We start from the raw sequence: 24,173 nt of genomic DNA, 5'->3' as shown, positions 1-24,173 counted from the left end.
CGTCCAAAAAGGACGGGCGGGACGCCCATCCCACAATAACAATTAAAATTGTAAGTTATTTAATTCGCGATCCTAAATGACAGACCGTTCGCAGGAAATACGGGAGAAAATGTCAGGTTATCACGCACCCTAAAATAGGTTCTGATACACAATTAATATGATATCCGTTGCAATTGCCCCCCATCTGACCACGAATTTCAAAGGTGGTACCCGCCACGTGATTTATCCGTGGAATCAATCCAAAATCGAAAATCGAAAATCACTTATTGCCCCCGCATTGATCCCTGGGGTCAATCTAAAATCGAAAATCTAAAATCTAAAATCGATTGACGGTCGAGGGGGTTTACGCTCATCTGTGAGTAATATTATAGATGGTTGGTGAACCGGCCCCTACCAAGAATTATGGTTAATTTACCGCCCATGATTTAACAGCTTATCCTAACTTTTAACTTTTAACTTTTGCGAAATCGGCAGTTCGATCGCAAATTCTGTTCCTCGGCCAACTTCTGAATGACACTCCAACTTACCGCCGTGGGTGTCTTTAACTATTTGGTAACTAATCGATAACCCCAAACCAGTGCCGGTGCCCACAGGTTTGGTAGTAAAAAATGGGTCAAACATCCTTGACTGAACTTCGGGATGGATACCGGGCCCGCTGTCAAAAATCCGCACACACACTTGATTTTCGCTGCTGACTTCAGTAACAATGCGAATCTGGTTAACTTTGCAAGTACAGTTTGCTGATGACTCTTCCACAGCGTCGATCGCATTTACCAGCAAATTCATAAATACCTGGTTTAATTGAGCCGGATAACACTCGACTTTAGGCAGGTTCCCGTAATTTTTAATAACTTGAATCTCCCGATGTTTTGGCTGTGACTGGAATCGGTGCTGCAAAATCACCAAAGTGCTCTCTATCCCTTCATGAATGTCTATTACTTTGCGATCTGTTTCGTCGAGTCTCGAAAAGTTTCTCAAAGACAGCACTATCTGCTTGATTCGGTTAGCACCTTCTTGCATTGAAGCCATTATTTTCGGGAAATCCCCAGCAATAAAATCTACCTCGACTTCTGCCAATTCTTCCTGTATTTCGGGAACTGGTTCAGGATAGTATTGCTGGTAGAGTTCAATCAATTTTACCAAATCGCGAGCATACTGTGCTGCGGGAATAATATTGCCGTATATGAAGCTGATGGGGTTATTAATTTCATGGGCTACTCCCGCTACCATTTGCCCGATACTTGACATTTTTTCGGCTTGAATGAGCTGAGATTGAGCTTTTTTTAAGTCGACCAGAGTTTGTTCTAACTGTTGCGCTTTTTCTCGTTCTCGCTGTTCGCTAAATTGCAACTCTACTTCGGCTTGTTTGCGATCGCTAATATCAATATGCGTACCCGTCATCCGCAAAGGATTTCCCGAAGCGTCGTGTTCCATCACCTTCGCTTGAGCTAAAATCCACTTCCACTCGCCGGATTTTGTCAGCATCCTAAATTCCACTTCGTAAGTAGGATTTTTGCCTTCCAGGTGAGCATTTAGCGCTGCTTTAGCCGGAGACAAATCCTCTGGATGTACCAGTTGCTCCCAGGATGCAAAACTATTTTCTACCTCCTCTACTTCATATCCCAGCATCATTTTCCACCGTGGATTAAAATAGACTTCTCCCGTGGCAAGATTCCAATCCCACAATCCCATCGCACTGCCTTCAAATGCCAAATAAAAACGTTCTTCGCTAATTTGCAAAGCTGCTTCGGCTTGTTTGCGATCGCTAATATCCATCACTGTTCCCAACAGTTTTATTACTTCCCCGGTTTCGCTAAAAACAGCTTCTCCCCTTCCTTCCACGTATATAATTTGACGGCTAGGATGCAAAAATCGGAACTCTCTTTTGTAGGCAATGCCTTGTGAGATAGTTAGGCTGACTGTTTTTTGAAATAATTCTCTGTCGTCGGGATGACACATCTTTAAAAGTTTGGCAGATGTCGGTTCAGTTGCACTTGAGTCAAGACCAAAAATGCGGAATACTTCTTCTGACCAAGTAATTTTATTGGTGACTAAATCAAATTCCCAACTGCCGATGTGGGCAATTTTCTGGGCGGCTGCTAGACTAGCTTCGCTTTGTTGAAGTTTAAGTCGCTGTTGTTTATCTTGTTCCAGAAGAGTTGCTTGAGCGATCGCAATTCCCATCTGTGCCGCCACAGCGCTCAATAATGTGATCTCCTCCTGCGTCCAGTGGCGGGGGCGATCGTACTGATGCAAGCATATCATTCCGTTGGCTTTTCCCTGGTAGGAAGTGCGGATGGATATCATCGATTTTAAGCCTATTTGACAGCACAAATCTCGGGCGTTTTCTAGCAGCGGGTCGGAAAAAACATCGTCAGAAACTACAGCTTGATCTTGGGATAATAAAAACTGAACGTGAGGATTGCCCTGTACGGGGATTTCTAAATCTAAAAGCGATTTGGATGCGGATTTTCTGTACTCAGCGACATTATTAATTCTGGGAATAGGGTGTTCTGTGTAGGTGTGAACCAAGCAGCAATCAGCATTAAAAATTCTACCTATTTGGGCAGTAGCTGTTTGAAAAACTTGATCTTGATTTAAACTGTATCGAATTTCAAGAGTAATTGTTTCTATTAAAAACCTTTGTTTGATTTGCCGTTCTAAAGCAGATAAAGCTGTTTTTAGTTCTAGTTCAGCTTGTTTGCGATCGCTAATTTCAGTAGCCGTCCCCAAAATTTTCCAAGGTTTGTCGTCTGCGGTTCTGGCAAACACGGTATCCACGCTAACAAACCACCGATATTCACCATTTTTGTGCTGAATTCGGTACTCACACTCAAAGCTTTCACCGTCTTTTGCTGCCTCAATCCTGCTGAGGTGTTCTGAGAATCCTGGCAAATCGTCAGGATGTATTAAGTTAGGAAGAAATGCTCCTGTCATCTGCTGGATTTCTTCAAAACTATAGCCAATATCGCTATATATTTCGCGGTTGATATACAGAGTTCGCTGTTCTATCAAATCGGAAACGTACAAAAGATTAGGATGTGTTTGAATTACTGCCGACAGCCAGCGTTGGCTGTCTCGGAGTTCTGCTTCGATCCGCTTGCGTTCTTCTATTTCTGCTTGCAGCCGTGCATTTTGTGCTAAAATTTGTTTATAAAGACGGCTCAGAAGCAGTTGATTTTCGACACGGCTCACCACTTCTTCTGTTTGAAATGGTTTACTAATGTAGTCTACCCCCCCCACCGAAAAAGCTTTGACTTTATCAAAAACTTCATTTAAAGAGCTAATAAAAATCACAGGAATATCTTTGGTTTGCGGACAAGCTTTTAACTTTTCGCAGACTTGATACCCATCCATACCGGGCATCATGATGTCCAGTAAAATCAAGTCTGGTGGACTCGACATAGCAAAGTTAAGAGCCAATTTGCCATCTCGTGTCGGTCGCACTTTATATCCCCGCTTAGACAAAAGCTGGGATAAAAGCCGCAAGCTTTCTGGATGGTCGTCCACCATTAAAATATTTTCTTGTAAGACAGTGTTTTCAAGTCTAACTGTTTCTAGTCTTGGATTTTTATCGTCAGTTGTATTCACAGCAAACCCTCAAACTATTCAAGTTGTATATGTGGGAATATTTTTAAAGTCATTAACCGCTTGTAGCTAACACTCTCAGATAAACCAGCACAACTATTGGCTCTCTAGCACACTCTTAAATTATCTGTCATTATATCAAAAGTAACGATCTTTTGAAAATCTTGGTAGCTCAAATTATCGGAGTCTGGTGATAAAATAGCCTAGATTCCTCAAATCACAGGCTAACCAAGCAATTTTGATTAAATAAAGGTTAAAATTTGATTCTTAGACTTTATACGACCATGTTTGGCAGCCCTTGATCGGGTGCTTTGTGTTGAGATTTTTCATTAGATATCCTCACTAAAAAGGTTAATTTAAACAAGCCGGAACATTGGTGTCAACTTAAGACTAAAAATTATTTTTTTCTGGTTCGTATCCAAGTTGTGAGTTCCCTAAATTTCCCTTATTAAGCAGCCCTAGGGCAGTGTAGGCATAATTGTCAAACAGTTGTTACCGTTACTAATTATGAGCTTAAGTTGACACCAATGGGCCCTAAAAAACTCCTACAATATCTTATATCTTATTTGCGGGATGGGGCTGATTTATGGTATCTTTGTCTCGGCTTGCAATTCTCCGCAAGCGGCGTACACGGCTTTCACGTTATACCAATTCAGAAAAATCCGAGCAATTTCTAAAGCTAGCTGGGGCTTGCCTTGGTCAATCAACCACTGTAAAAAAGGAGTCATCGTTCGCTCGTTCAGCATCCCACCTAATGATAAAACTCCCCACAGTATTTGGTGCAGAAAAGTCATTTGAATCATCATCCGTACTTCCCAACTTGGGTGTTTTTGATAAAACAAAACTCCCATTCTCCCGCGCTCAATTTCTCGGTTAATCATGCCTGGAATTTGCTCCAAACTAAAAGGTGGATGCCAGTGATAGCCGACAGCAGCCGGACATTTAAGGAGTTTTAAACCTAATTTTTTTAACCTAACTCCCAACTCTAAATCTTCCCATCCGTACAGTTGAAAGCGATTGTCAAAAAGTCCAGCAGCCAGCAGCCAGTGGCGGGCGATCGCCACATTTCCCGTAGCAAAATAAGCCGCCGAAAAATCGGTGATTTTGTAAGGTTCTGAGGTAGGATTGTCGAAATTGCAAGTATTAATCACGCTGCCGTAAGTAAAAACAGCATCAGTATCTTTGTAACCCTGTAGTAAAGCATCAGCGTGTGCTTGCAAAAAATGCTCTGTTACCACCAAATCGCTGTCAATAAAAATAATCGTATCGCCCTTAGCATCTTCAACGCCCAAATTCCGGGCAGCCGCCGGGCCCTGGTGAGATTGACAGATCGATCGCACATGAGGCAACAAGTCAGCATTTGCGGCCAACCACTCCAGCGTCCCGTCCGTCGATCCGTCGTCCACGACAATTACTTCATACTCTCTGACAATCTCACCGAACTGCTGATTTTCCAAAGCCAGTAGACATTTTGCCAAAATCGGTTTACGATTATACGTCGGAATTACAACACTAAAAAACACGATTTTTCCCCATCGCCACAGTTACCGTATCCCACGGTAGCAGATTTTCCGCAGCAACTCCTCCGGTAAATAGCCAAGTTTATCAAAAAAAGAATATATAAATCTGTACTATTTCTGACAAGAATCGATCTCAATTAGGTGCATAATGAAAAGTCGGTTAAATATCACATCTTGCACCATTCTCCAGAACAGGCAAGATGCCTGTTCCACAAAAATGATATTTTTTTGTGGGGTGGGCATCTTGCCCGCCCTGAAAAGCTTAGTGACAAGGGTGCAAGATGTCAGTTAAATTCAGGATGTAAAGAGCAATGAGTCGCGCTAAAAAAGTTGTCCTAGCATATTCCGGCGGAGTCGATACCTCCGTCTGTATTCCTTACCTCAAAAACGAGTGGGGTGTTGAAGAAGTAATTACTCTGGCCGCGGATTTGGGACAGGGAGACGAATTAGAACCGATCCGCAAAAAAGCTTTAGCATCCGGTGCTTCGGAATCTTTAGTTATTGATGCTACGGAAGAATTTGTCAAAGACTATGCGTTTCCAGCGATTCAAGCTAACGCACTTTACGAAAACCGTTATCCCCTTTCGACTGCCCTGGCTCGCCCGCTGATTGCTAAATTGTTAGTAGAAGCGGCGGAAAAATACGGTGCAGATGCGATCGCCCACGGTTGTACAGGTAAAGGAAACGATCAAGTGCGGTTCGATGTGTCGATCGGCGCACTCAACCCCAAGATTAAAATCTTAGCACCAGCGCGGGAGTGGAAAATGAGCCGCGAAGAAACGATCGCATACGGCGAAAGATGTGGCATTCCGTCGCCCGTGAAAAAGTCTTCGCCTTACAGTATCGATCGCAACTTATTGGGAATGGCAATTGAAGCCGGAATCCTCGAAGATCCTTGGGCGGAACCGCCGGAAGAGGTGTATTTGATGACAAAGGCGATCGAGCAAACTCCCGACACACCCGAATACATAGAAATCGGTTTCGATTGCGGAAATCCTGTCACTTTAAACGGCAAAAATTTATCACCAGTCGCCTTAATTTCCCAACTCAACGAAATAGTTGGAAACCACGGAGTCGGCCGGATTGACATGATTGAAAACCGCCTCGTCGGGATTAAATCGCGGGAAATTTACGAAACACCAGCGATTTTAGTTTTGATGCACGCGCACCGAGACTTAGAAAGTTTGACGCTGACAGCAGATGTGACGCGGTACAAGCGAGGCATCGAAGAAACCTACAGCCAAATGATTTATAACGGTCTTTGGTACAATCCTTTGAAAACCGCTTTAGACGCATTTATTCAGGACACGCAAAAGCGAGTAACTGGAACCGTGCGGCTCAAACTGTTCAAAGGAAATGCAACTATTGTCGGCCGCAAATCTGACAATTCTCTGTACAGTTTCGACTTAGCAACCTACGGCGCAGAGGACGAATTCGATCACAAAGCTGCCGAAGGATTTGTCTATGTTTGGGGACTACCAACCCGCATTTGGTCGGAGAAAAATAGAGGTTACAAATAGGATGGAATTAGGGTTAAAAACCTGATGTTAAACCAATACGGCTCAGTTAAGCTCGATCCCCCCTAGCCAAGGGCGGACACGGGGAGTAGGGGTCGCACCGCCCCTACAAGGGGAGTAGGGGGTGGGACAAGAAATTACTCTTGCGTCCCCCAACAATCAGGGGGATTTAGGGGGATATCGCCCGGAATAAATAGTTTTAACTGAGCCTTATTGGATGTTAACCAGCCGATTCGTGGAATTAGAGTAGGGTGTGCACAGCGCACCTTATTTGCCGCAATCGCCCAACCTGTGCCAATTACCTAAGTTATGAGTTAGTAAGATACAGTAATAATGGGTAATTGGTAATTGGTTGTTTTCCTAATAATTTATTAAACGGTCTACAGACCAATTTAGCTTTGAGGCAGGGGTTTAAACCCCTGCCCGATTCCGGCAGGATTGCTGGGTCAATGTCAAACAGCCGATCGCTAAGGAATGAGAATTAAATAACTTCCACAAGATTGTGGGATGGGCGTCCCGCCCGTCCAAAAAGGACGGGCGGGACGCCCATCCCACAATAACAATTAAATGGGCGGGACGCCCATCCCACAATAACAATTAAATGGGCGGGACGCCCATCCCACAATAACAATTAAAATTGTAAGTTATTTAATTCGCGATCGCTAAGATTTCTGTTTTTCCACACTTCCCAAATCCAACTTAGCGCGCAACTCTTCCTTAATCCGATTTAAAATAGAATCCTCATCCAAAGAAGACAAAATCTTGCTCACAACAGCCTTTGGCCCATCATCTCCCCAAGAAGCACCATTAGCCAAATAAGCCTTAGTAACTTGACCGATACCATAGGAAGAAACCCCCGCGATCGCAGCTTGCGTCACCGCCACAGACAAATAAGGCCCTAAAGCCAAACCCCCCGTCGCTGGCGTCGCCAAACCCAACAATCCTTTCAACGAGCTCAAACCAAAATTAGCCAACAATTCGCCCGCAGTAATTCCCCCCATACTAATCGCAATCTTTTGCAGCAATTCCACCGCGCCCGCTTCCGTCATCGCAATGCCGTAAACTTTAGATAAAGTTAATATCATCACCACATCAATTACCGCACCGCTAAGAATATCAACTACAGTAATTGGATTAAGTGCGATCGCCACCGCTTTAGTCATTACCCCGTTCCAGATAATTCGATTAGCCGCGTCATCTCGAATTTCCATTTTTCGCTGCACCAACTGCTCGTTAATATCCCCCGCACACAGCATGGTATTCAGCGCGACCAAAGATTTGCCTTCCCGGTCTAAAACCTCCAAAATCTTTAATTTTAAATCTTGCACTTGTGGCAAACTGCGAGTCATTTGCACCCCCATACTTCCGTCGGGACGGCGCACCGCCCTCGCCGTCAAAGGCGAAGCCGCCGCCATCACAATTTCATCGGGAGACAACAATTCTCTCACGCGATCGTCTCGAATTTTATGATAAATTGCCAGCCTGTCTGCATCAGGATACTGGTCAATTTTATTAAACACTAATAACATCGGTTTTCCGGCTTCCCGCAACTGCGAAAGTGCTGCGTATTCCACCTTTGTAATGTCGCCAGCAACTACAAACAAAATCAAATCTGCTTGTTGAGCAACGCGGCGCGCCAACATTTCGCGAGTTTCGCCGTCAACTTCATCTATTCCCGGAGTGTCGATTAATTCCACTTGCGACAAACGGTAAATAACTGGCGAAAGTCTATCGGGCAACTTCTCATCAATTCCCTCTCCGACATCCCACTGGCCGATAGTCGTGGTGCGAGTCACCCCGTGAGTCGGGCCAGTTTCAAACACATTTTGACCTAGCAGCGCGTTCAAAACCGAAGATTTTCCCCTTCCCACCATCCCAAACACAGCGATTTGGACGCAAGCGCGCTCTAGCTTGTCGAGCATTTTCTCCAACCCGCCAATTTCTGGTTCCAGTCCAGTTCGCTCTTGAAGTGTCAAGTCGAGATTTTCTACTATATCTCGCAGAGCATCTTTAGCGTGGCGCAGGTTGAGTTCTGCCTGAATGTCTGCGAAGCTTAAAATTGTGTCATCTAATTCGCGATCGACATTTGAAAAATCCGAGGCTTCAGTCATTGTTCCCTTATTTTATAGTTCTGTTTTGTTTAAAGTTTCAGCCAATACAATGCTATTCTAGCTTTCTCTGTCTGCTTTGTACATTCTCTCGGATTTATCCAACTCTAACTCTCGGATTTACTCAAGCCTGACTCTCGGATTTACTCAAGCCTGACTCAGCCAAAAGTTCTCGCATTCACCCGCAAGCCCGCCGGGGATTTAAATCCCCGTCTTATAGCAAAAGTCGGTTAAAACCGACTGCCAACCTAAATTAGATTGTGATAAATTTCAGTCCTCTTTGAGAGGACTTTCGCTATGAGACAGGGGTTTTTAACCCCTGTCGGACAGTGCGACAGACCAATAAGCCGATTTACCCAATTTCAACTCATTTACAACAATGATTAACCGCCTCCAAAGAATAGCCAGTTATCCATTTCCTTTACGTGTAATAATTTTCCTATTAATCTTGCTAGCAATTTGGCTGCCGCTAGCAGCACCAATTTATCTCTTAGTTAAAGATAGTAACCTAGCAACTATTCTGACAATGGGATTGTTGTTTACTGAGTTTCTGTTCCTAGTGCCTCGCTGGGGAAAACAGGTTTACGGACAAACCCAATTACTCAAAAGTTATGGTTTAATCAATACGCGAAAAAACGGTTTGGAGCTTTTAATCGGATTGGCGATCGGGCTTTTGCTCACTTTCAGCTTATTTGCGGTGCAAGGGCTGTTCGGCTTAGTCGCGTGGCAAAATTCTGATAATTTGCCGAGAATCATCGCAGAAGGGCTGTTAAGCGCCCTTGGAGTCGGTTTTGCGGAGGAGTTGGTATTCCGAGGTTGGTTGCTGGACGAGTTGCAGCGGGATTACAATTATAAAATATCTCTGTGGGCGAATAGCCTGGTGTTTGCCCTATCTCATTTTATCAAACCTGTCGCGGCAATGCTGCAGAGTTGGCCGCAGTTTCCGGGTTTGTTGTTGCTGGGTTTGATTCTGGTTTGGGGAAAAAGATCGCGCCAAAATCGCCTCGGTTTGTCGATCGGGCTTCATGCAGGTTTAGTCTGGGGATATTACATGATTAACATCGGGCAGTTAGTGCGATATTCGGGATCTGTCCCCGATTGGGTGACAGGAGTTAACGGCAATCCGCTAGCTGGGGCGATCGGGCTGTTGTTTTTGAGTGTCTTGGCCTTGGGAATGCGAAAAATGTCCGAACATTCCAAAGGTTTGTAGTAAGGACGAAGAGTCCTTATTTCAGACTACTTTGAGGACTAAACTCCTCACTACCAAACAACTTATTACGAAATTGATAAACTTATGAAATTCAGCATCTTTGCCATTGCCACACTGTTAACTTATCCAGGTTTATTTGCTCCAGCAAAGGCACAAAATACCGCACAAATAAAGCAAAATAATTCTTTAGTTCAAGTCCAGCCAACCCGCGAACAAATCCTCAATGCTTGCGTGCAAAATCGCGCGGAAACTCTGCCAAATCCTTTTACCGATATACCTTCCAATCACTGGGCTTACAAAGCTGTTTTGACGATGTATTATTGCGGGGCTTACCGAGAAGGGATGAACCCTGCTTTAATTAAAGAATCACTGGAATCGGGACCTCCTACTAGAGAAAGTTTGCCTTCCCGATCGCCCTTTCCCAATTTCCCATTACAGCCATTTCCCGTGATTAATTAAAGAATTACTGGAATCGGGATATCTTACGAGAGGAAGTTTTTATTCCCGATTGCCTTGTCCCAATTTCCCATTACCAAGATTTTAAAACTCAGCCCGAACCGTAAACGAATAATCGCCACCAGGTTCAAGCTGATAATCCCATTTTTCCAGAAAGCGGTGCAGCGGTTCCTGAATCAATGCCCTACCCTGAGAAGGCTCAAGTATCAGTGTTTTTTCTGCCGTGAAACGCCACTGAAACTGCCACTCAAAATTGCCGGCAGTCACTTCACCCTCAATCGTGCCTTTTTGCCAAGATTGGCCAGTAACCCGGACATATGCAGTTGTTTCAGGCAAACGTCTCGAACTCACCTTTTTGTTTCCGCGTTTGTTTCTGCAATTGTGCGACTATTGTAAAGGCTCATGGCTTTTTCTACTCCTTGGTGCAGACTTAGTTCCACAGCTTCTACAACCAGTTTAAGCACTTTCTCTACTAACTGACTTTCCTCTGAGGAAAATTTTCCTAAGACGAAGGAAATCGTATCTTTCTCATTTTTAGCAGCATCGTTTTGAGGTTTGCCGATGCCAATCCGCAAGCGGGGAAATTTGTCTGTGCCCAAATGAGAAATTGTCGATTTCATCCCGTTGTGTCCGCCGGCCGAACCGGCAAGCCGCATTCTCAATTTCCCGATCGGCAAATCCATATCATCGTATACTACTAACACAGACTCCGCAGGTATTTTGTACCAATCCGTCGCCGCCCGAATCGCTTGACCCGACAGATTCATGTAAGTTAGAGGTTTCAGCAAGCGGATTTTCTGTCCCCGCGGCCGATTTCCCTCGCCAAATATGCCTTGAAATTTGCGATTTTCCGACAGGGAAATCTGCCAAGATTTAGCCAAGGCATCGACAGCATTAAAGCCGATGTTGTGTCGGGTGCGATCGTATTTAGGTTCGGGATTTCCCAACCCAACTATTAGCTGGGGAATCACTAACTCCGCTGGTGTTTCCGACTTCTGGGTGTTGTTCATTTAAATGTCTGTGCTATCTTCCTTGGGAGTAGCCGCCGTGAGTTTTTCAGTTGCCGGTTTGCTGCTAGTTGCTACTGCTTCTTCTAACTGCTTAGCTTCCCGCGTGAATTCCGACTCAAAATCCCGCGAAGCGTCTTGAAATCCCCGAATTGCTTTCCCCATACTTCGGCCGATTTCGGGTAATTTTTTCGGGCCAAATACCAATAGGGCGATCGTAAAAATAACTGCCATTTCGGGCAAACCAATGCCAAAAATATTCATAGTTTTTCTCCTGCAATTTGTTTAGTTACTTCTTGTTTATTTATGGCAAAAGTAATCGGAAAGGGTAAGGAAAAACGGGAAAACTTAGCTTTTACCCTTTCTCCTCAACCCTCAGCTTTTACTTTTAGCCTTACTGTTTTGCGATCAATTTTTAGCGGCCGAGACTCGACCAATCCATATCCACACTCTCCAGAATCAGAGAAGAGTTGTAGATTTGCAAAATAATCAACAAGAACACGAAAAACAGTCCAATGAACACGCTCATCAACAGCGTGGTTCCCCAGCCGGGGGCTACCTTGCCGTATTCCGAGTTAAGGGGTTTGAGTATATCTCCTAACCAAGTCCGTTGTGCCATAAGTCACCTGCAATGAATCTCTACAGAAAAGTTTGACATATTTCTACCGCTAATTGCGATCGCAATTTCTCAGAAATGCCACCGGGGGACTCGCAAAACGGGGAGTGGGGGCTGGCTGCCATACCGTACAGCGCCTAAAATCACGAGACTTTCAGACGGATTGTTATTTTTTGTAATATTATAGAGTGGAGCACTCATAATCGATCAAAAATATGGAACCTGCAGCAGTTCTTGGCATTTCACTGGGCGTGTGTCTGGTGGCTATCACCGGTTTCTCGATCTACACGGCTTTCGGCCCTCCCGCTAAGGAATTGAGAGATCCTTTTGAAGAACACGAAGACTAAAGAAGAAGGAAGGCACAACACGGATTCGGACACGGATACACGGATGAATTTAAGTGTGTTTCCAGATATCTCCTATTCTCGGTCTCTCCCTCTCTCCCTGGTAGATATTCTTCTAGGGGCGGGAAGGGAGTGATGCTGTGAGGCGATCGCCGGTCGCCTACTCGTCAATGGTATATTTTTCATAAATACAGTAAATCTCTATTCCATTTAAGCTAAAAATTATCAAGTTTCAGGGCAAAGCATAATGGGCAATACCTTTGGGCATTTATTTCGGATATCGACATTTGGGGAATCTCACGGCGGCGGTGTCGGAGTAGTAATTGACGGTTGCCCGCCCCTGGTGTCGATCGACGCATCGGAAATTCAAGCAGAACTCGATCGCCGCCGCCCCGGCCAAAGCAAAATTACTACGCCCCGCAAAGAAGCAGATACCTGCGAAATTCTGTCGGGGGTGTTTGAAGGCAAAACTTTGGGAACGCCGATCGCAATTTTAGTCCGCAATCAAGACACTCGCCCCCAAGATTACGGCGAAATGGCGACAACTTACCGCCCTTCTCACGCTGATGCTACCTACGATGCTAAGTACGGAATTCGTAACTGGCAAGGCGGAGGTCGCAGTTCGGCGAGAGAGACAATTGGTAGAGTAGCAGCAGGGGCGATCGCCAAAAAAATTCTCCAACAAGCAGCAGGAGTCGAAATAGTCGGCTACGTCAAACGCATCAAAGACTTAGAATGTGTCGCCGACCCGGATACTGTTACCTTAGAACAAGTAGAAAGCAACATCGTCCGCTGTCCAGATGCCGAATGTGCCGAAAGAATGATTGAACTGATCGAAAAAGTTCGCGACAGTGGAGATTCGATCGGCGGTGTAGTCGAATGCGTCGCCCGCAATGTCCCCAAAGGCCTGGGAATGCCCGTATTCGACAAACTCGAAGCTGACTTGGCAAAAGCCATCATGTCCTTGCCCGCCAGCAAAGGCTTTGAAATTGGTTCCGGGTTTGCCGGGACTCTGCTCAAGGGCAGCGAACATAATGATGAATACTATACTGATGATAAGGGTGTAATTCGTACAGTGACGAATCGCTCTGGCGGAATTCAGGGTGGCATTGCTAACGGCGAAAATATAATTTTGCGGGCGGCATTCAAGCCGACTGCGACAATTCGCCAGCAGCAGCGCACAGTTACCCGAGAAGGCGAAGAAACGCTGCTGGCTGCCAAGGGACGGCATGACCCTTGTGTTTTGCCAAGAGCTGTGCCAATGGTGGAAGCAATGGTAGCTTTAGTGTTGTGCGACCATCTGCTGCGCCATCACGGACAATGTGGAACCTTAAAGCCTGAATTTTAAAATGGAAATCAGCTTGTCCTCAGTAGCGGCAAATCCCCTTGATTGCCCTCAACCCTCCGAATCAATAAAAGGTATAGATGATTTTGTAGTACAGTTTTGGGGCGTGCGGGGCAGTGTTCCGACACCCGGACAGGAAACTGTTCGCTACGGCGGCAATACTTCTTGTTTGGAAATGCGAGTCGCTGGCAAACGCTTGATTTTTGACGGCGGAACAGGCTTGCGGATGCTGGGAGACCAGTTGGTGCAAGAAATGCCTGTGCAAGCTTATATGTTTTTTACTCACTATCACTGGGATCACATTCAAGGTTTCCCGCTGTTCGCCCCAGCTTTCATCCGCGGCAATAGCTTTGATATTTACGGGGCGACTCCGCCGGATGGAGATTGCATGAAAAGGCACTTCGTTGAACGGGTGCTCCACTCGAATTCGCCGGTGCCGCTGATGGGTTTGCAGGCAGATTTGAATTTCTACGAACTCAATCACAACCAGACGATGATGCTGGATGATATTGAGATTAGGACGGGTTCTCTGAATCACCCGAATACTGCTATGGGATATCGGGTGACTTGGCAGGGACGATCTGTGGTTTATTGTTCGGATACTGAGCATTTTCCCGATCGGCTAGATGAGAATGTCTACAATTTAGCCCTCGACGCTGATGTGCTGATTTACGATGCGATGTACACAGATGAGGAATATCACAACCCCAAGTCTCCGAAGGTGGGTTGGGGACACTCGACTTGGCAGGAAGCCGTGAGAATGGCCAAGGAAGCCCGCGTGAAACGAGTGGTGATTTTTCACCATGATCCGGCTCACACTGACGATTTTCTCGATCGCATCGCTGAAGACGTGCAAATTGCTTTTCCGAAGGCTGTCATGGCCCGCGAGGGTCTTATTTTGCCGATCGGCTTCTGAACATTCGCCCTTGCCAGAGCGATCGAACCATCAACCGATCGAACCATAATTGTTATGTGAATATGTGGATCTGGGGCGAAACCAGCTCCACAATTTTTTTGAATACGCAGCAAACTCTTAACTGCATGGTATAATTCTTGCTTGTTAAGTTTTTAGGCAGATTATTTAAGGTTTTTTTTATTCTTCAACCGCGTCCGCAAGACGCCAAGACGTAAGATAATTGGAGGATTGCCAAGGGTGAAAAGGAGACAGTTTTGAATGTCAACAAACACGGGGAGGCGAGGCTCTCGCACGCCTGAGTGCTAGTCTGAGGCCAGTAGACTTCCAGAAGCCTTGTTACAGATTAATTATTAAGGACAAAAACTGAAGTTATAGCTCGGATCAAATAAAAGCGCGATCGGTTTTTTGGGCTCATGAATATTGACAACTCTCAAAAGCTAATAGCTTTTAGGTACAAACTGAGAAAATTTTCAGCAGTCAATTTGACTAACCAGAAAGAAACGATCGCTCTGGCGTTTGGCAGTAGCTGCGGCAAGCGAATGTTATGACTTGACTATCAAAATGGGAAATTTACGTTTTAGATCTTCAGCACATCAATACAGATGGATTGCCCTAGGCAGTTTTGCTGTAATTATGGGTATTTCAGGCGCCCTGGCCTACCGCCTCGCCCCGCCCCCCGGATTCATGGCTCAAGGCACTCTCAGTTCTAATAATCCGCCAGTCAAATTTTCGACCACGGGCACGACAATTCTCAAGCAGGGAGAGCAACTCACCCCGGAGGTTCTCCTAGCAGATAATGTTGTCAAAGCAGTGGCAGATGCAGTTAAGCTGTCGCCCCAGCAAGTTCGACAAAATGCTATTGTCAAAATTTCTAAGCCGGAACAACCCCTAGAAATTGTGGTTGGGTATCGCTCGCTAGATCAGGAGCAAGCAATCAAAACGGCGGATATGTTGATGAAGGGCATGGTTGAAAAAAGCCGCCTGATTAACAGATATCGGTGGCAATCAGTCAATCAGTCGCTCAACCAACGCTTGGCACAAGTCACTCAAGACCTGAAACAAGCTCAGCAAAAACTCGACCAATACGAAAGAGAGCGCGCTCGCCTGTTGCAGCAAATGAAGCTTCAGCAAGACTTTTACAATAAAACTCAGCTTGCAATGGCGGATACGCAAGCGTCGGAAAAAGAAATGGTTAGCAGTTTGGCCGCCGCTACAGTGCCGCAAATTGTGGCGACGCCTACGAGCGATCCGACAGTGCCTCTGATTTTGGGAATTGGCTTGCTGTTAGCGATTTTGGTCAGCCGCGGTTTGATTCCTTCGGTGGCGGATTGGAGGTACAAAGCAGCTTTTCAGCGAGAAGAGAGCGAAAGGCTCCAAAGTGCTTTGTACCGATTGATCAAAGAAGGCCGGGGCGAAATCACTCTGGTGCGGTTTGCGATGGAAACGCGGCTGTCGCCGGATGTCGCTCAGCGTTTTTTGAACCAACAAGCTGAAGTTTTTAATGCCAATTGCGAAATTAAAGACGACGGCAGCATCTTGTATCACTTCCACATTTAAAGGGCTGGGGGCGATCGCGCTTCCCAGAAAAATTTAGCCGATCGAGTCATCACTGCTCGATCGGCTTGTTTTTTTCTTAATCTGATATCTTGCACCATTGTCAGCAACAGGCAAGATGCCTGTTCCACAAGAAAATTTATATGTTGTGGAACAGGCCGAAAAGCCTGTTCATAAAAGACTAATTGAGAATGGTGCAACATCTGAGTTAATAGGATTATATCAGGTTCGGTCGATCGACTATCCCCCTCTAGGTAGGCGCGGGTTTACCGGATCTATAACTTATACTACTACTACAGATTTTGGTGAACCCGCCGACGCGAGCTGGCGTTGCGGTGATTTTACGTGACATAATATTAGGCTCAACCCGGTTTCTTAGCTTGTAGGATGCCCCGGAGCTAAAAATTGCTCGATCGACAGAGGTGTTGAATAACGTAGAACACCCGAAGATTGTGCCAGTGCGTCCCAGACTGGCTAAAAAATATTTTTTTTGTGTTCCGCTTGCTTTTTTCTTAAATATATGTACACTTATAAAAACTAAGTAAATCTACGGTTGCTTTTTACCGGACTTACCGGATTAAGGGTACTTTATCCTTAAATATTTCTTAAGGTAGAGCTCAACTCAGTAGAAATGCTGTAGTATAGAACAATAAGCGATTCAGGGATGTTATGTAGTTTCACATCAGAAACTCGATCGGGCAAAAGCCTAGAATCAAACTCCCCGACTGAAAGGGTACATTTTCATATTGAACTTTTGTAATCACCTAGAGGCTAAATCATGATTTTGGGAATAATTGGTTCTTCTTTCCTAGCTTACTTTTTGCTAATGTCGGTAGCTAATTACGGCGACACTGGAATGTAGATTAGTTAAGGCACTTATGCACGGAGACATAAGGCAGCAAGCAAAAAAAGCTGTTTGACAACTTCTTGACAAGTTCGATTAAGTCTCAGCTTCAGCCAACTCTGTCGTGTCACAGTAGTGTCTGATCAAACAAAAAAATGGATGAAGGAGTCGTTAAGTACCGTTGTGATTGGGAAGAGGCAGGCCCTGTAGCTGCCACCAACATAACAGATTTGATGGACTGGCGCGATCGGCTCCACTCTTGGGGATTAATTGGCGTCTACGAAAATGGCATAGGGTTTGGCAACGTCAGTGTCAGACTCGGTAATTCTTGCCAATTCGTGATTTCGGGAACCCAGACTGCACACTTGAGGAATCTGGGACCAGAATCATACTGTACTGTTACCGAATTTAACTTAGAAAAAAATTTCATCGGCTGCCGGGGCCCCGTACAAGCTTCGTCGGAGTCCCTAACTCACGCGGCCCTGTACCTTCAGAGAGAGGAGGTGGGCGGGATAATTCATGTCCACAATCCTAAGCTATGGCAGCAACTGCTGTTTAAGATTCCTACTACTAGAAAAGAAATACCTTACGGCACTCCCCAGATGGCCTTAGAAATGTTTAGACTTTTTGAGGAGGAGAATTTGGCCGATCGCAAAATTCTGGCCATGGCCGGTCACGAGGACGGCATTATCTGTTTTGGCAGCACCTTGGACGAAGCTGGCAAAGTGCTTTCTGCTGTAATTGGTTACACCTGAGCTCTTGCACTATTCTCAGAAAAAGTTCAGAAACCTGGTTTATTGACAAAAAACCTAGGATTTTACCTGTGTATATGGCAAGAAACTAAGGTGATGACGTGGATGCCTGATTTGAGTTAGACTGAGCTTTACCCTTGACATTGGGCCGCTGGCTCGATTTAGCCTCATAGGTTCAAAACTTTTGAAGTGCCTCTTGCCTCTGCGGTAAGGGGGAGATATTTTTAAAGAGAAACAGATTATATAACAAAAGCTGAGAGTCATCGTGAATCAAACTAAACTTGTAAGCTCAAAAGAATTGCAATCAGAGGTATCTCGTCTCACCGAAGAGCTGCAAATGCGCGACCAATTGGTGCAGCAGTTGTCTCAAGAACTTTTCCGGCTGGTGAAGGGCAATTCTAATTTTGTGCCCGCGCCGGAAGTTTCCGATCGCCACCAAGCTCAAATGCAGGCAATGCGGGAACAACTCCAAGCTGTTGAAGAACAGGTGGGTTTTTATCAGGAACAAATCGCCGAACGGGATGCTGAGGTTTACCAACTGCGGCAGTCGGTGCAAGAATTGACGGATCGTTCTCGGATGCTAGAACAGGTAGTGCAGGAATTGCCGGGGGTTTACCGCCAGAAGTTTGCCGAGCGGCTCGATCCGATTAAGGAAAAGTTGGAGCAATTGCAAAAGGAAAACCGCCAGTTGCACACTGAATTGCAAAGCGTAACTTACCGTCTCGCTGTGCGGAGTCGCAAGGCTAAGGGCCTGGATCTGCCCAGCGTCGATGAAACGGACGATCGGGGAATTCAAATGCCGAGCTTTGGCAATGTCTAAGGTTTTGATTGTGGCGGGTGGTGAGAAAGATTCGGCCGCAAGTCTCTCCGCGGCGATCGCTCAATCTGATCCTTTAACTGAAGTCAATATCTGTGGGGTTTCTGAACTCGATTCTGGCGAGATCGCTCCGGGTGGGGCGATCGTTTGTCCTTTGACCCTGGATGTACCAGAAAATCTGGTTTTTCCGGCTCAAGATGTGTTTCGATTTTGTGGCAATGTTTCCGCAGCGCGCGATCGAGTGTCCCAGGAGTTGCTTTTTCCCGTCGGTGGTGGCAATTTTTGGCTGCCTGTGGTGTTGACGGCAAAGGGCCCACTGTATGCTGAGGCGATCGGTGGGGAACCTTCTAAGCAGTCGGGCGAGTTGAGTTACTCTCAACCGGTGCATTTGTCGGATGTTTGGCGACAGCAGTTGTATGAGTTGGCTTACCGCTTGCTGAATCTTTTAAATGCGCCTCCGGCGACTTATTTGATGCAGTTCGGGTTTGTAGGGGAAAGGATTTGTTTCGATCGACTTTGGCCTTTTCCGGCTGCACCTGCGATCGCTTCTGTCGGCGTTCAAGTGCCGGATTTATTTCTTTGTCATTGGTATTGCTTGACAAATAAGCCTATTTATGATATACAAATTAGCTCTGCGGTTGCTTGAAGTCTATGGGAAACTTGAGATTTGAGCTCGGCAGATCATTTTAATCAAGCAACTAAAGCCGGAGTTTCAGTGGAGATAACTTGCTCGAAACTGTCGAAGATTTCAAAGAGTTGGTCGAGTTGAGTAATTTCAAATATTAGCCTGACTGTTGCTGAGAGGTTGCAGATGACGAGGCGGCATCCCCGGTGGCGGGCGGCGTTGAGTCCCCCGACTAAGGCGCAGATCCCCGAACTGTCGATGAAATCTACGGCGGCCATGTCTATTACCCAGAGTTTGTGGCGATCGGGCACAATCTCGGCTAGCTGTTGCTGGAGGAGGCTGCCGGCTTGGGAGTCGAGGCAGTTGTGAGGTTGAAGGACGATGGGTGGGTTGAAGTTGGGAGATTCCATAGCAGTTATCCTACGATCGTAAAGTATGAATAAGTTAGTTTAGTTGCTGACTCTCTTGAGAGACTCAGGGAATTTCAGCGTATGTTTTAGGATTGGCGATCGCCCTTGTGGGAATCGGTGGGGAGAGCCGTTGTGATAAATTTAGGAGGAAAACTGGCTGGCGATCGCGCGGAACGCAACTACAACAATTCTCTACTTATCTAGTATGCCTGAAAGGCTAATGTTTAGTTGGATCAGCGATCGCGACAACAGTGTGTTTTTCATCACAGCGAAAGATTGCACTATTGGCTGAATCGAGCCAATATATAAATGTATTGAGCTTTGCAAAAGTTTACGAAGGCAGTATCGAATGTCTTTTGAGTTTTTATCGTTAGAGACTATTCAGCAGTTTGCGCGTGATTACGGCTACTGGGCAGTATTTCTGGGAATTTTGCTGGAAAATCTGGGAGTTCCTCTTCCAGGCGAGACAATTACGATTGCTGGCGGGTTTTTAGCTGGCAGTGGGGAACTGAATTACTGGTTTGTGCTCGGCAGTGCGATCGCTGGTGCTACATTGGGGGGAAATTTTGGTTATGCGATCGGCAGGTACGGCGGCTGGCCACTGCTGCTGAAGCTGGGACAATTTTTCCGCTTTCGAGAAGAACAACTGTTTGACTTAAAAGAACAGTTTAGCAAAAATGCAGCTAAAGCCGTATTTTTGGGCCGTTTCATCGCACTGCTGCGAATTTTTGCTAGCCCCCTAGCAGGTATTGCAGAAATGCCTTTTTGGAAATTTTCGCTGTTCAATGTTCTGGGTGCTGCAAGCTGGGCATCGGTAATGGTGAGTTTATCCTACTTCTTGGGACAAGTTGTGTCTTTAGAGAAATTGGTAGCTTGGGCTGCTCAATTTGCGGTATTTGCTTTGCTGTTAGCAGTTGCTTGGATTGCAATTCCTATTTGGTTGGAGGCGCGGACTTTGGACAAGACTAAGTAAGATTGGTGGTTAGACTTTTTGCAAGAGTTCGGGATTTTCTGTTTTTAACCGCAGATAAAAGCAGATGCAATGTATTTTTGCAATAAGTCTATCTAATCATTCGTAGGTTGGGTTAAGCGAAGCGAAACCCAACTATCTAGCGAAACCCAACTTTCTGGGAACCTCAAGTTGGGTTTCGTTCCTCAACCCAACCTACAACTTTTTTCCTTTTAGTCAGTTCGCTAACATAGATTTATAATAGTAAAAATTAATTATATAATAGATAAGAACTATGGGATACACTACAATATTTGACGGAACATTTCATTTAAATAAACGGTTATTAGACAGCGAAGCTATTTAGTTATTAGAGTTTTCTCGAACTCGACGGATGAAGAGAAATTCGGCGATTTTGCAAAGTATTCCAGATCCGGCGAGAACAGCGGTGGGTTTGCCTGTGGGCGAAGAAGGCTGCTATTTTGTCAATGAAAAATGGGATGAAGACTCCGAAATTTCTGTTGTTAATTACAACCGCCCGCCGAAGACTCAGCCCGGATTGTGGTGTAACTGGATTCCTACGGCTGACGGCGGAGGGATTAAATGGAGCGGCGTAGAAAAGTTTTATGATTATGTCGAATGGTTGCAGTATCTGATCGACAATTTTCTCAAACCTTGGGGTTATGTTTTAAATGGCGAAGTGAATTGGCAGGGGGAAAGAGAAGAAGATATAGGTATAATTGTAGTTGCCAGCAATCTGATTATTTTGCCAGAAGGTGCACAGGAATTGTTGAGGTATGCGGTGTCGCCGGTATCGGTGCCAAAGTTTGTTTGGGATTGTTTGAAGGCGGTGCAAGCGGCGGGAGTTAGCCTGACAATTTGGTATGAGGTAGTCGATCGAGCTGTGGAGTTGGGACATGGGGAAGCAGCGCTCTGGATTAAGCCTAATATTGAGAAGTATTTTGATGGTATGGAGCGGGGTTTTGAGTTTGAGGGGAATCTAATTGAGACGAAAGATTTGGGATTGTGAGCGGTAGTTTCGATTTGACTTACGCATGGTGGCTCAGAAACCGGGTTTTTTACGAAAATACTTCGCGACAGCCCGCAGATTCGGGAAAAAACCCGGTTTCTGCGATCGGAGTGCGTAATGCCTGTTGATACTAAGTCAATTGCGGATATGCTATTGATTTTGAGGCAAGTTTCACCGCAGCACGTCTGAATAACCAGAAGGACATTGTAGGTCGGGAGAATTAGTAGATATCGGTGTTCCTGGAAGCTCTTTTGATGGTTGATTGCTTTCGCAAAGTCTAGCTTGCGTAGATGTAGATTCGTCATTAGGGCTTTTAATTAAAGAAACTATACCTGTATAGTTTTTCAATCCATCTCTCTTGGCTAAACCGATTGCTTGCACCCAACGATTATCATTACTCAAGACAATGCTATACGAATAATTTTCTGTTTCTGACTTAATACCTATTCCCAATTTTTCTATACTAGATGAGAAAGTGGCATACTCAGCGTAAAAAGCTTGTTGTGCTCTATTCATTGAACTAACATACTGTTTGGCTTCTGACTGTCTCGCCTTGTTTTGTTGATTTTGGAGATTAACTACTTGAACATTAGCGGGCAGTGTCGTTTGCTCAGATATTTTTTGAAAAATCCTTGCATTGGAACTAAAAGATGTGGGTCGAGATTCTCCAAGATTATCTAATTCTAAACGCAACTGACCATCTGCCGTTAAATCAAAAATTGTCCTCGCGGTAATTTTACCTCCTACTAATATATCCAGGTCTTTTTGTTGAGGATTTACGTTAGTCTGATACTCCATTTCGGTAGCTGAAGTAGGCGTATCCAAAATAAATAACTTCCCTTCCTGCGTAAAGATTAATGTTACAGACTGACCAGAAATTTGCCCTTGCCATTGACCTATCAATTGTTTAGCAACAGAAATCTCAGGAGTTCCAGTAGCTAAAGAGGTTGACGTTGACGTTGACGTTAAAATTGAAGAAGTTTTAGGATTTAGTAAATTATATAATCCAAAGCCTGCTAAGGCTAACACTAAAGTCGAACTAGCACCAATTAAAGCCCATTTCCAAGGCGCAAGATTAGAGTTGTTTTGAGGATTAGTCATAGTAATTAGTTTGTGGTAGCTACAGCATAAACTGCCGATTAAATAGAAATTCAAGAATTAACTAAGGAGCCGACATAGTAAGAATGTAATCTGTTTCTCTTGCCTTGAACCCAATCACAACAATATAGTGACCAACACTCAAATTTCTTTTGATGATTGCGGGCTGATCTTTAAAAGCCGAGCGGTTCTCTATTCTACCGCTAATCACACCAGTACCACTTTGATCTTCATAAATAAACATTTCTACTTCGCTATTCACACCATCTAAAGACAAATTAATGTCACTGGGATTTGCCAGTTGGAAACGGTAATAATGCTGTTGATTTTTGGAGCTAACACTTCCATTTAGAGGGATAGTACCTTGAAGAAACTCAAGATTTTTTGCTTGGCTTGTATTATTGACAATCTGAAGTGAGTAGGGAGTTTCTCTAACCTTAGACCGAATAGCAACAATATAGTTGCCAACACTCAATTGTCTGTCAATAATTCCCATTCTAGAATTAATAGCAGATCGGTTCTCTATTCTACCGCTAATCACACCAGTCCCACTTTGATCTTCATAAAGAAACATTTCTACTTCGCTATTCACATTACCTAAATATAGAGTGATATTACTTGGATTATCTATTTTAAAACGGTAAATACGTTCTTGATTGTTAGAGTTGAAATTCCCGGTGAAGGTACAAGAACGATTTAGAAACTCAAGGTTTACGGTACTGCCATTTTGCTCTACTGTGCAGGGCTTTTCGTCAGCAGATAGTTTTACTGCAGATGGCGATGGCGAAACTGGCGCTGGAGTTTCCGGTGCAGGAGAAGAAGTGGATATCGGTGATGAAGAAGGAGTAGAATCTGATTTAGGAGAGTCAGGTGAAGGCGAAGAGCTAACTGTGGTCGGTGGAGCTGGAATGACAGGTCTAGGTTCTGGTGGATTTGAACATTTCAAAATACCAAACCTACATAGAACCTCACTTCCAACAAGCCAGGTTCCTATATTTGCTATATTTGCAAGCGCAACTAAACCGCCTGCAATACCTCCCAAAACTATAGCAGCAATCCCTATTCTTCTTGTAGGTCCGCTAGGGCCTCCACTACCGCCACTACTGCTACCAGTTCCACTGCTGCCACTACCACCGCTACCAGTTCCACTGCTACCAGTTCCAGGGCTACCGCTACCGCCACTACTACCAGATGACATTAATATCTTCCTCTTCTACTAAGAATTGTTGTTCAGTCACATTGCTTTCTAATAACTAGCCTGATATTGTTAAGAACGACATCAAGCTAGTACCGTTATTTTTTGCCTATTTCCACCTAATCATCTTTTATATTCAGATCCTTAACGAAGAAGCTATCAAATAAATTATTGCCAAAAACCAATCCTGTTAACGCAGAAGTGTTGAATGATAGGAAAAGATTGCTAAAATAGGTCTAACAATGTATAATTGCAGAGTTATAAATTATTGA

At 44.9% G+C, this 24,173-nt stretch carries 25 protein-coding genes; 13 read left to right on the top strand and 12 right to left on the bottom strand.

Annotation, left to right across the window (positions count from 1 at the left end):
• Window positions 1-438: 438 nt before the first annotated feature.
• The 3 genes from QUB20_RS23315 to QUB20_RS23305 form a co-directional block, all read right to left on the bottom strand.
• On the bottom strand, window positions 439-3,591 hold the full coding sequence (locus QUB20_RS23315) for a PAS domain-containing protein (protein WP_333250708.1): 3,153 nt from the start codon (window positions 3,589-3,591) through the stop codon (window positions 439-441).
• A gap of 581 nt (window positions 3,592-4,172) precedes the next feature.
• Window positions 4,173-5,111: a glycosyltransferase gene (locus QUB20_RS23310; RefSeq protein WP_333237604.1), complete on the bottom strand. Its 939-nt coding sequence runs from the start codon at window positions 5,109-5,111 to the stop codon at window positions 4,173-4,175.
• 108 nt (window positions 5,112-5,219) lie between these two features.
• Window positions 5,220-5,351: a hypothetical protein gene (locus QUB20_RS23305; protein WP_333291681.1), complete on the bottom strand. Its 132-nt coding sequence runs from the start codon at window positions 5,349-5,351 to the stop codon at window positions 5,220-5,222.
• Between the two features lie 68 nt (window positions 5,352-5,419).
• Between QUB20_RS23305 and QUB20_RS23300 the strand changes: the two genes are divergently transcribed.
• Window positions 5,420-6,628 carry an argininosuccinate synthase gene (locus tag QUB20_RS23300; RefSeq protein ID WP_333250710.1) on the top strand — a complete coding sequence of 403 codons (1,209 nt, stop codon included), beginning with the start codon at window positions 5,420-5,422 and terminating at the stop codon, window positions 6,626-6,628.
• Window positions 6,629-7,287: 659 nt separating this feature from the next.
• Here the strand turns inward: QUB20_RS23300 and QUB20_RS23295 are convergent.
• Window positions 7,288-8,736 (bottom strand): GTP-binding protein, encoded by a 1,449-nt coding sequence (locus QUB20_RS23295; RefSeq protein ID WP_333250526.1) that lies wholly within the window; start codon window positions 8,734-8,736, stop codon window positions 7,288-7,290.
• 376 nt (window positions 8,737-9,112) lie between these two features.
• On the opposite strand from QUB20_RS23295, the gene QUB20_RS23290 reads away from it, so the two are divergent.
• Together QUB20_RS23290 and QUB20_RS23285 are read left to right on the top strand one after the other, a co-directional pair.
• Window positions 9,113-9,943: a CPBP family intramembrane glutamic endopeptidase gene (locus QUB20_RS23290; protein WP_333250524.1), complete on the top strand. Its 831-nt coding sequence runs from the start codon at window positions 9,113-9,115 to the stop codon at window positions 9,941-9,943.
• Window positions 9,944-10,027: 84 nt separating this feature from the next.
• On the top strand, window positions 10,028-10,402 hold the full coding sequence (locus QUB20_RS23285; protein WP_333250523.1) for an S-layer protein: 375 nt from the start codon (window positions 10,028-10,030) through the stop codon (window positions 10,400-10,402).
• A gap of 81 nt (window positions 10,403-10,483) precedes the next feature.
• Here QUB20_RS23285 and QUB20_RS23280 read toward each other — a convergent pair whose 3' ends face one another.
• The 4 genes from QUB20_RS23280 to psbH all read right to left on the bottom strand — a co-directional run bounded on the left by QUB20_RS23280 (window position 10,484) and on the right by psbH (window position 12,025).
• Window positions 10,484-10,750 (bottom strand): DUF3146 family protein, encoded by a 267-nt coding sequence (locus QUB20_RS23280; RefSeq protein WP_333156302.1) that lies wholly within the window; start codon window positions 10,748-10,750, stop codon window positions 10,484-10,486.
• Window positions 10,747-11,409: an aminoacyl-tRNA hydrolase gene (gene pth, locus QUB20_RS23275; RefSeq protein ID WP_333071067.1), complete on the bottom strand. Its 663-nt coding sequence runs from the start codon at window positions 11,407-11,409 to the stop codon at window positions 10,747-10,749. The genes QUB20_RS23280 and pth overlap by 4 nt, the downstream gene beginning before the upstream one ends.
• Window positions 11,410-11,670: a TatA/E family twin arginine-targeting protein translocase gene (locus QUB20_RS23270; RefSeq protein WP_333211347.1), complete on the bottom strand. Its 261-nt coding sequence runs from the start codon at window positions 11,668-11,670 to the stop codon at window positions 11,410-11,412. It lies immediately after the preceding gene.
• 151 nt (window positions 11,671-11,821) lie between these two features.
• On the bottom strand, window positions 11,822-12,025 hold the full coding sequence (gene psbH, locus QUB20_RS23265; protein WP_015176007.1) for a photosystem II reaction center phosphoprotein PsbH: 204 nt from the start codon (window positions 12,023-12,025) through the stop codon (window positions 11,822-11,824).
• A gap of 212 nt (window positions 12,026-12,237) precedes the next feature.
• On the opposite strand from psbH, the gene psbN reads away from it, so the two are divergent.
• From psbN to QUB20_RS23245, 4 genes are all read left to right on the top strand, one after another.
• Entirely contained in the window at window positions 12,238-12,369 is a 132-nt protein-coding gene (psbN, locus tag QUB20_RS23260; protein WP_190742515.1) for a photosystem II reaction center protein PsbN, read from the top strand.
• Window positions 12,370-12,613: 244 nt separating this feature from the next.
• On the top strand, window positions 12,614-13,714 hold the full coding sequence (gene aroC / locus QUB20_RS23255; protein WP_333224666.1) for a chorismate synthase: 1,101 nt from the start codon (window positions 12,614-12,616) through the stop codon (window positions 13,712-13,714).
• Window position 13,715: 1 nt separating this feature from the next.
• Window positions 13,716-14,627 (top strand): MBL fold metallo-hydrolase, encoded by a 912-nt coding sequence (locus QUB20_RS23250; protein WP_333054593.1) that lies wholly within the window; start codon window positions 13,716-13,718, stop codon window positions 14,625-14,627.
• Window positions 14,628-15,260: 633 nt separating this feature from the next.
• Window positions 15,261-16,184 (top strand): hypothetical protein, encoded by a 924-nt coding sequence (locus QUB20_RS23245; RefSeq protein ID WP_333054592.1) that lies wholly within the window; start codon window positions 15,261-15,263, stop codon window positions 16,182-16,184.
• On the opposite strand, the gene QUB20_RS23240 is transcribed toward QUB20_RS23245, so the two are convergent.
• Window positions 16,181-16,312 carry a hypothetical protein gene (locus QUB20_RS23240; protein WP_333250520.1) on the bottom strand — a complete coding sequence of 44 codons (132 nt, stop codon included), beginning with the start codon at window positions 16,310-16,312 and terminating at the stop codon, window positions 16,181-16,183. The two genes, QUB20_RS23245 and QUB20_RS23240, sit on opposite strands and share 4 nt — an antisense overlap.
• On the opposite strand from QUB20_RS23240, the gene QUB20_RS23235 reads away from it, so the two are divergent.
• The 4 genes from QUB20_RS23235 to QUB20_RS23220 all read left to right on the top strand — a co-directional run bounded on the left by QUB20_RS23235 (window position 16,300) and on the right by QUB20_RS23220 (window position 19,240).
• Entirely contained in the window at window positions 16,300-16,530 is a 231-nt protein-coding gene (locus tag QUB20_RS23235; RefSeq protein ID WP_333250518.1) for a hypothetical protein, read from the top strand. The genes QUB20_RS23240 and QUB20_RS23235 overlap by 13 nt on opposite strands.
• 650 nt (window positions 16,531-17,180) lie before the next feature.
• Window positions 17,181-17,780: a class II aldolase/adducin family protein gene (locus QUB20_RS23230; RefSeq protein WP_333250516.1), complete on the top strand. Its 600-nt coding sequence runs from the start codon at window positions 17,181-17,183 to the stop codon at window positions 17,778-17,780.
• A gap of 262 nt (window positions 17,781-18,042) precedes the next feature.
• The gene (locus tag QUB20_RS23225) at window positions 18,043-18,597 is read left to right on the top strand and encodes an Npun_F5560 family protein (RefSeq protein ID WP_333250514.1); all 555 of its coding nucleotides are present in this window, start codon (window positions 18,043-18,045) and stop codon (window positions 18,595-18,597) included.
• A complete protein-coding gene (locus tag QUB20_RS23220; protein WP_333250511.1) occupies window positions 18,590-19,240 on the top strand; it encodes a hypothetical protein in 651 nt (216 codons plus the stop codon). Before QUB20_RS23225 ends, QUB20_RS23220 begins: the two co-directional genes overlap by 8 nt.
• Before the next feature lie 44 nt (window positions 19,241-19,284).
• On the opposite strand, the gene QUB20_RS23215 is transcribed toward QUB20_RS23220, so the two are convergent.
• Window positions 19,285-19,629, bottom strand: a complete 345-nt coding sequence (locus QUB20_RS23215) for an STAS domain-containing protein (protein WP_333250509.1) — start codon at window positions 19,627-19,629, stop codon at window positions 19,285-19,287.
• 349 nt (window positions 19,630-19,978) lie between these two features.
• Here QUB20_RS23215 and QUB20_RS23210 point away from each other — a divergent pair, with 349 nt between their 5' ends.
• Both QUB20_RS23210 and QUB20_RS23205 read left to right on the top strand, forming a co-directional pair.
• A complete protein-coding gene (locus QUB20_RS23210; protein WP_333167522.1) occupies window positions 19,979-20,602 on the top strand; it encodes a DedA family protein in 624 nt (207 codons plus the stop codon).
• A 370-nt stretch (window positions 20,603-20,972) separates the two neighbouring features.
• The gene (locus tag QUB20_RS23205) at window positions 20,973-21,608 is read left to right on the top strand and encodes a hypothetical protein (RefSeq protein WP_333250507.1); all 636 of its coding nucleotides are present in this window, start codon (window positions 20,973-20,975) and stop codon (window positions 21,606-21,608) included.
• Window positions 21,609-21,779: 171 nt separating this feature from the next.
• Here QUB20_RS23205 and QUB20_RS23200 read toward each other — a convergent pair whose 3' ends face one another.
• Both QUB20_RS23200 and QUB20_RS23195 read right to left on the bottom strand, forming a co-directional pair.
• Window positions 21,780-22,709, bottom strand: a complete 930-nt coding sequence (locus QUB20_RS23200; protein WP_333250505.1) for a type IV pilin-like G/H family protein — start codon at window positions 22,707-22,709, stop codon at window positions 21,780-21,782.
• 61 nt (window positions 22,710-22,770) lie between these two features.
• Complete coding sequence (locus QUB20_RS23195; protein ID WP_333250503.1) at window positions 22,771-23,904, bottom strand: hypothetical protein; 1,134 nt, start codon at window positions 23,902-23,904, stop codon at window positions 22,771-22,773.
• Window positions 23,905-24,173: the final 269 nt, after the last annotated feature.

Source organism: Microcoleus sp. B4-C2 (genome assembly GCF_036705265.1).
GTDB lineage: Bacteria > Cyanobacteriota > Cyanobacteriia > Cyanobacteriales > Microcoleaceae > Microcoleus.
Note: the sequence above shows the minus strand (reverse complement) of the source record. Positions and strands in the feature narration are given on the sequence as shown.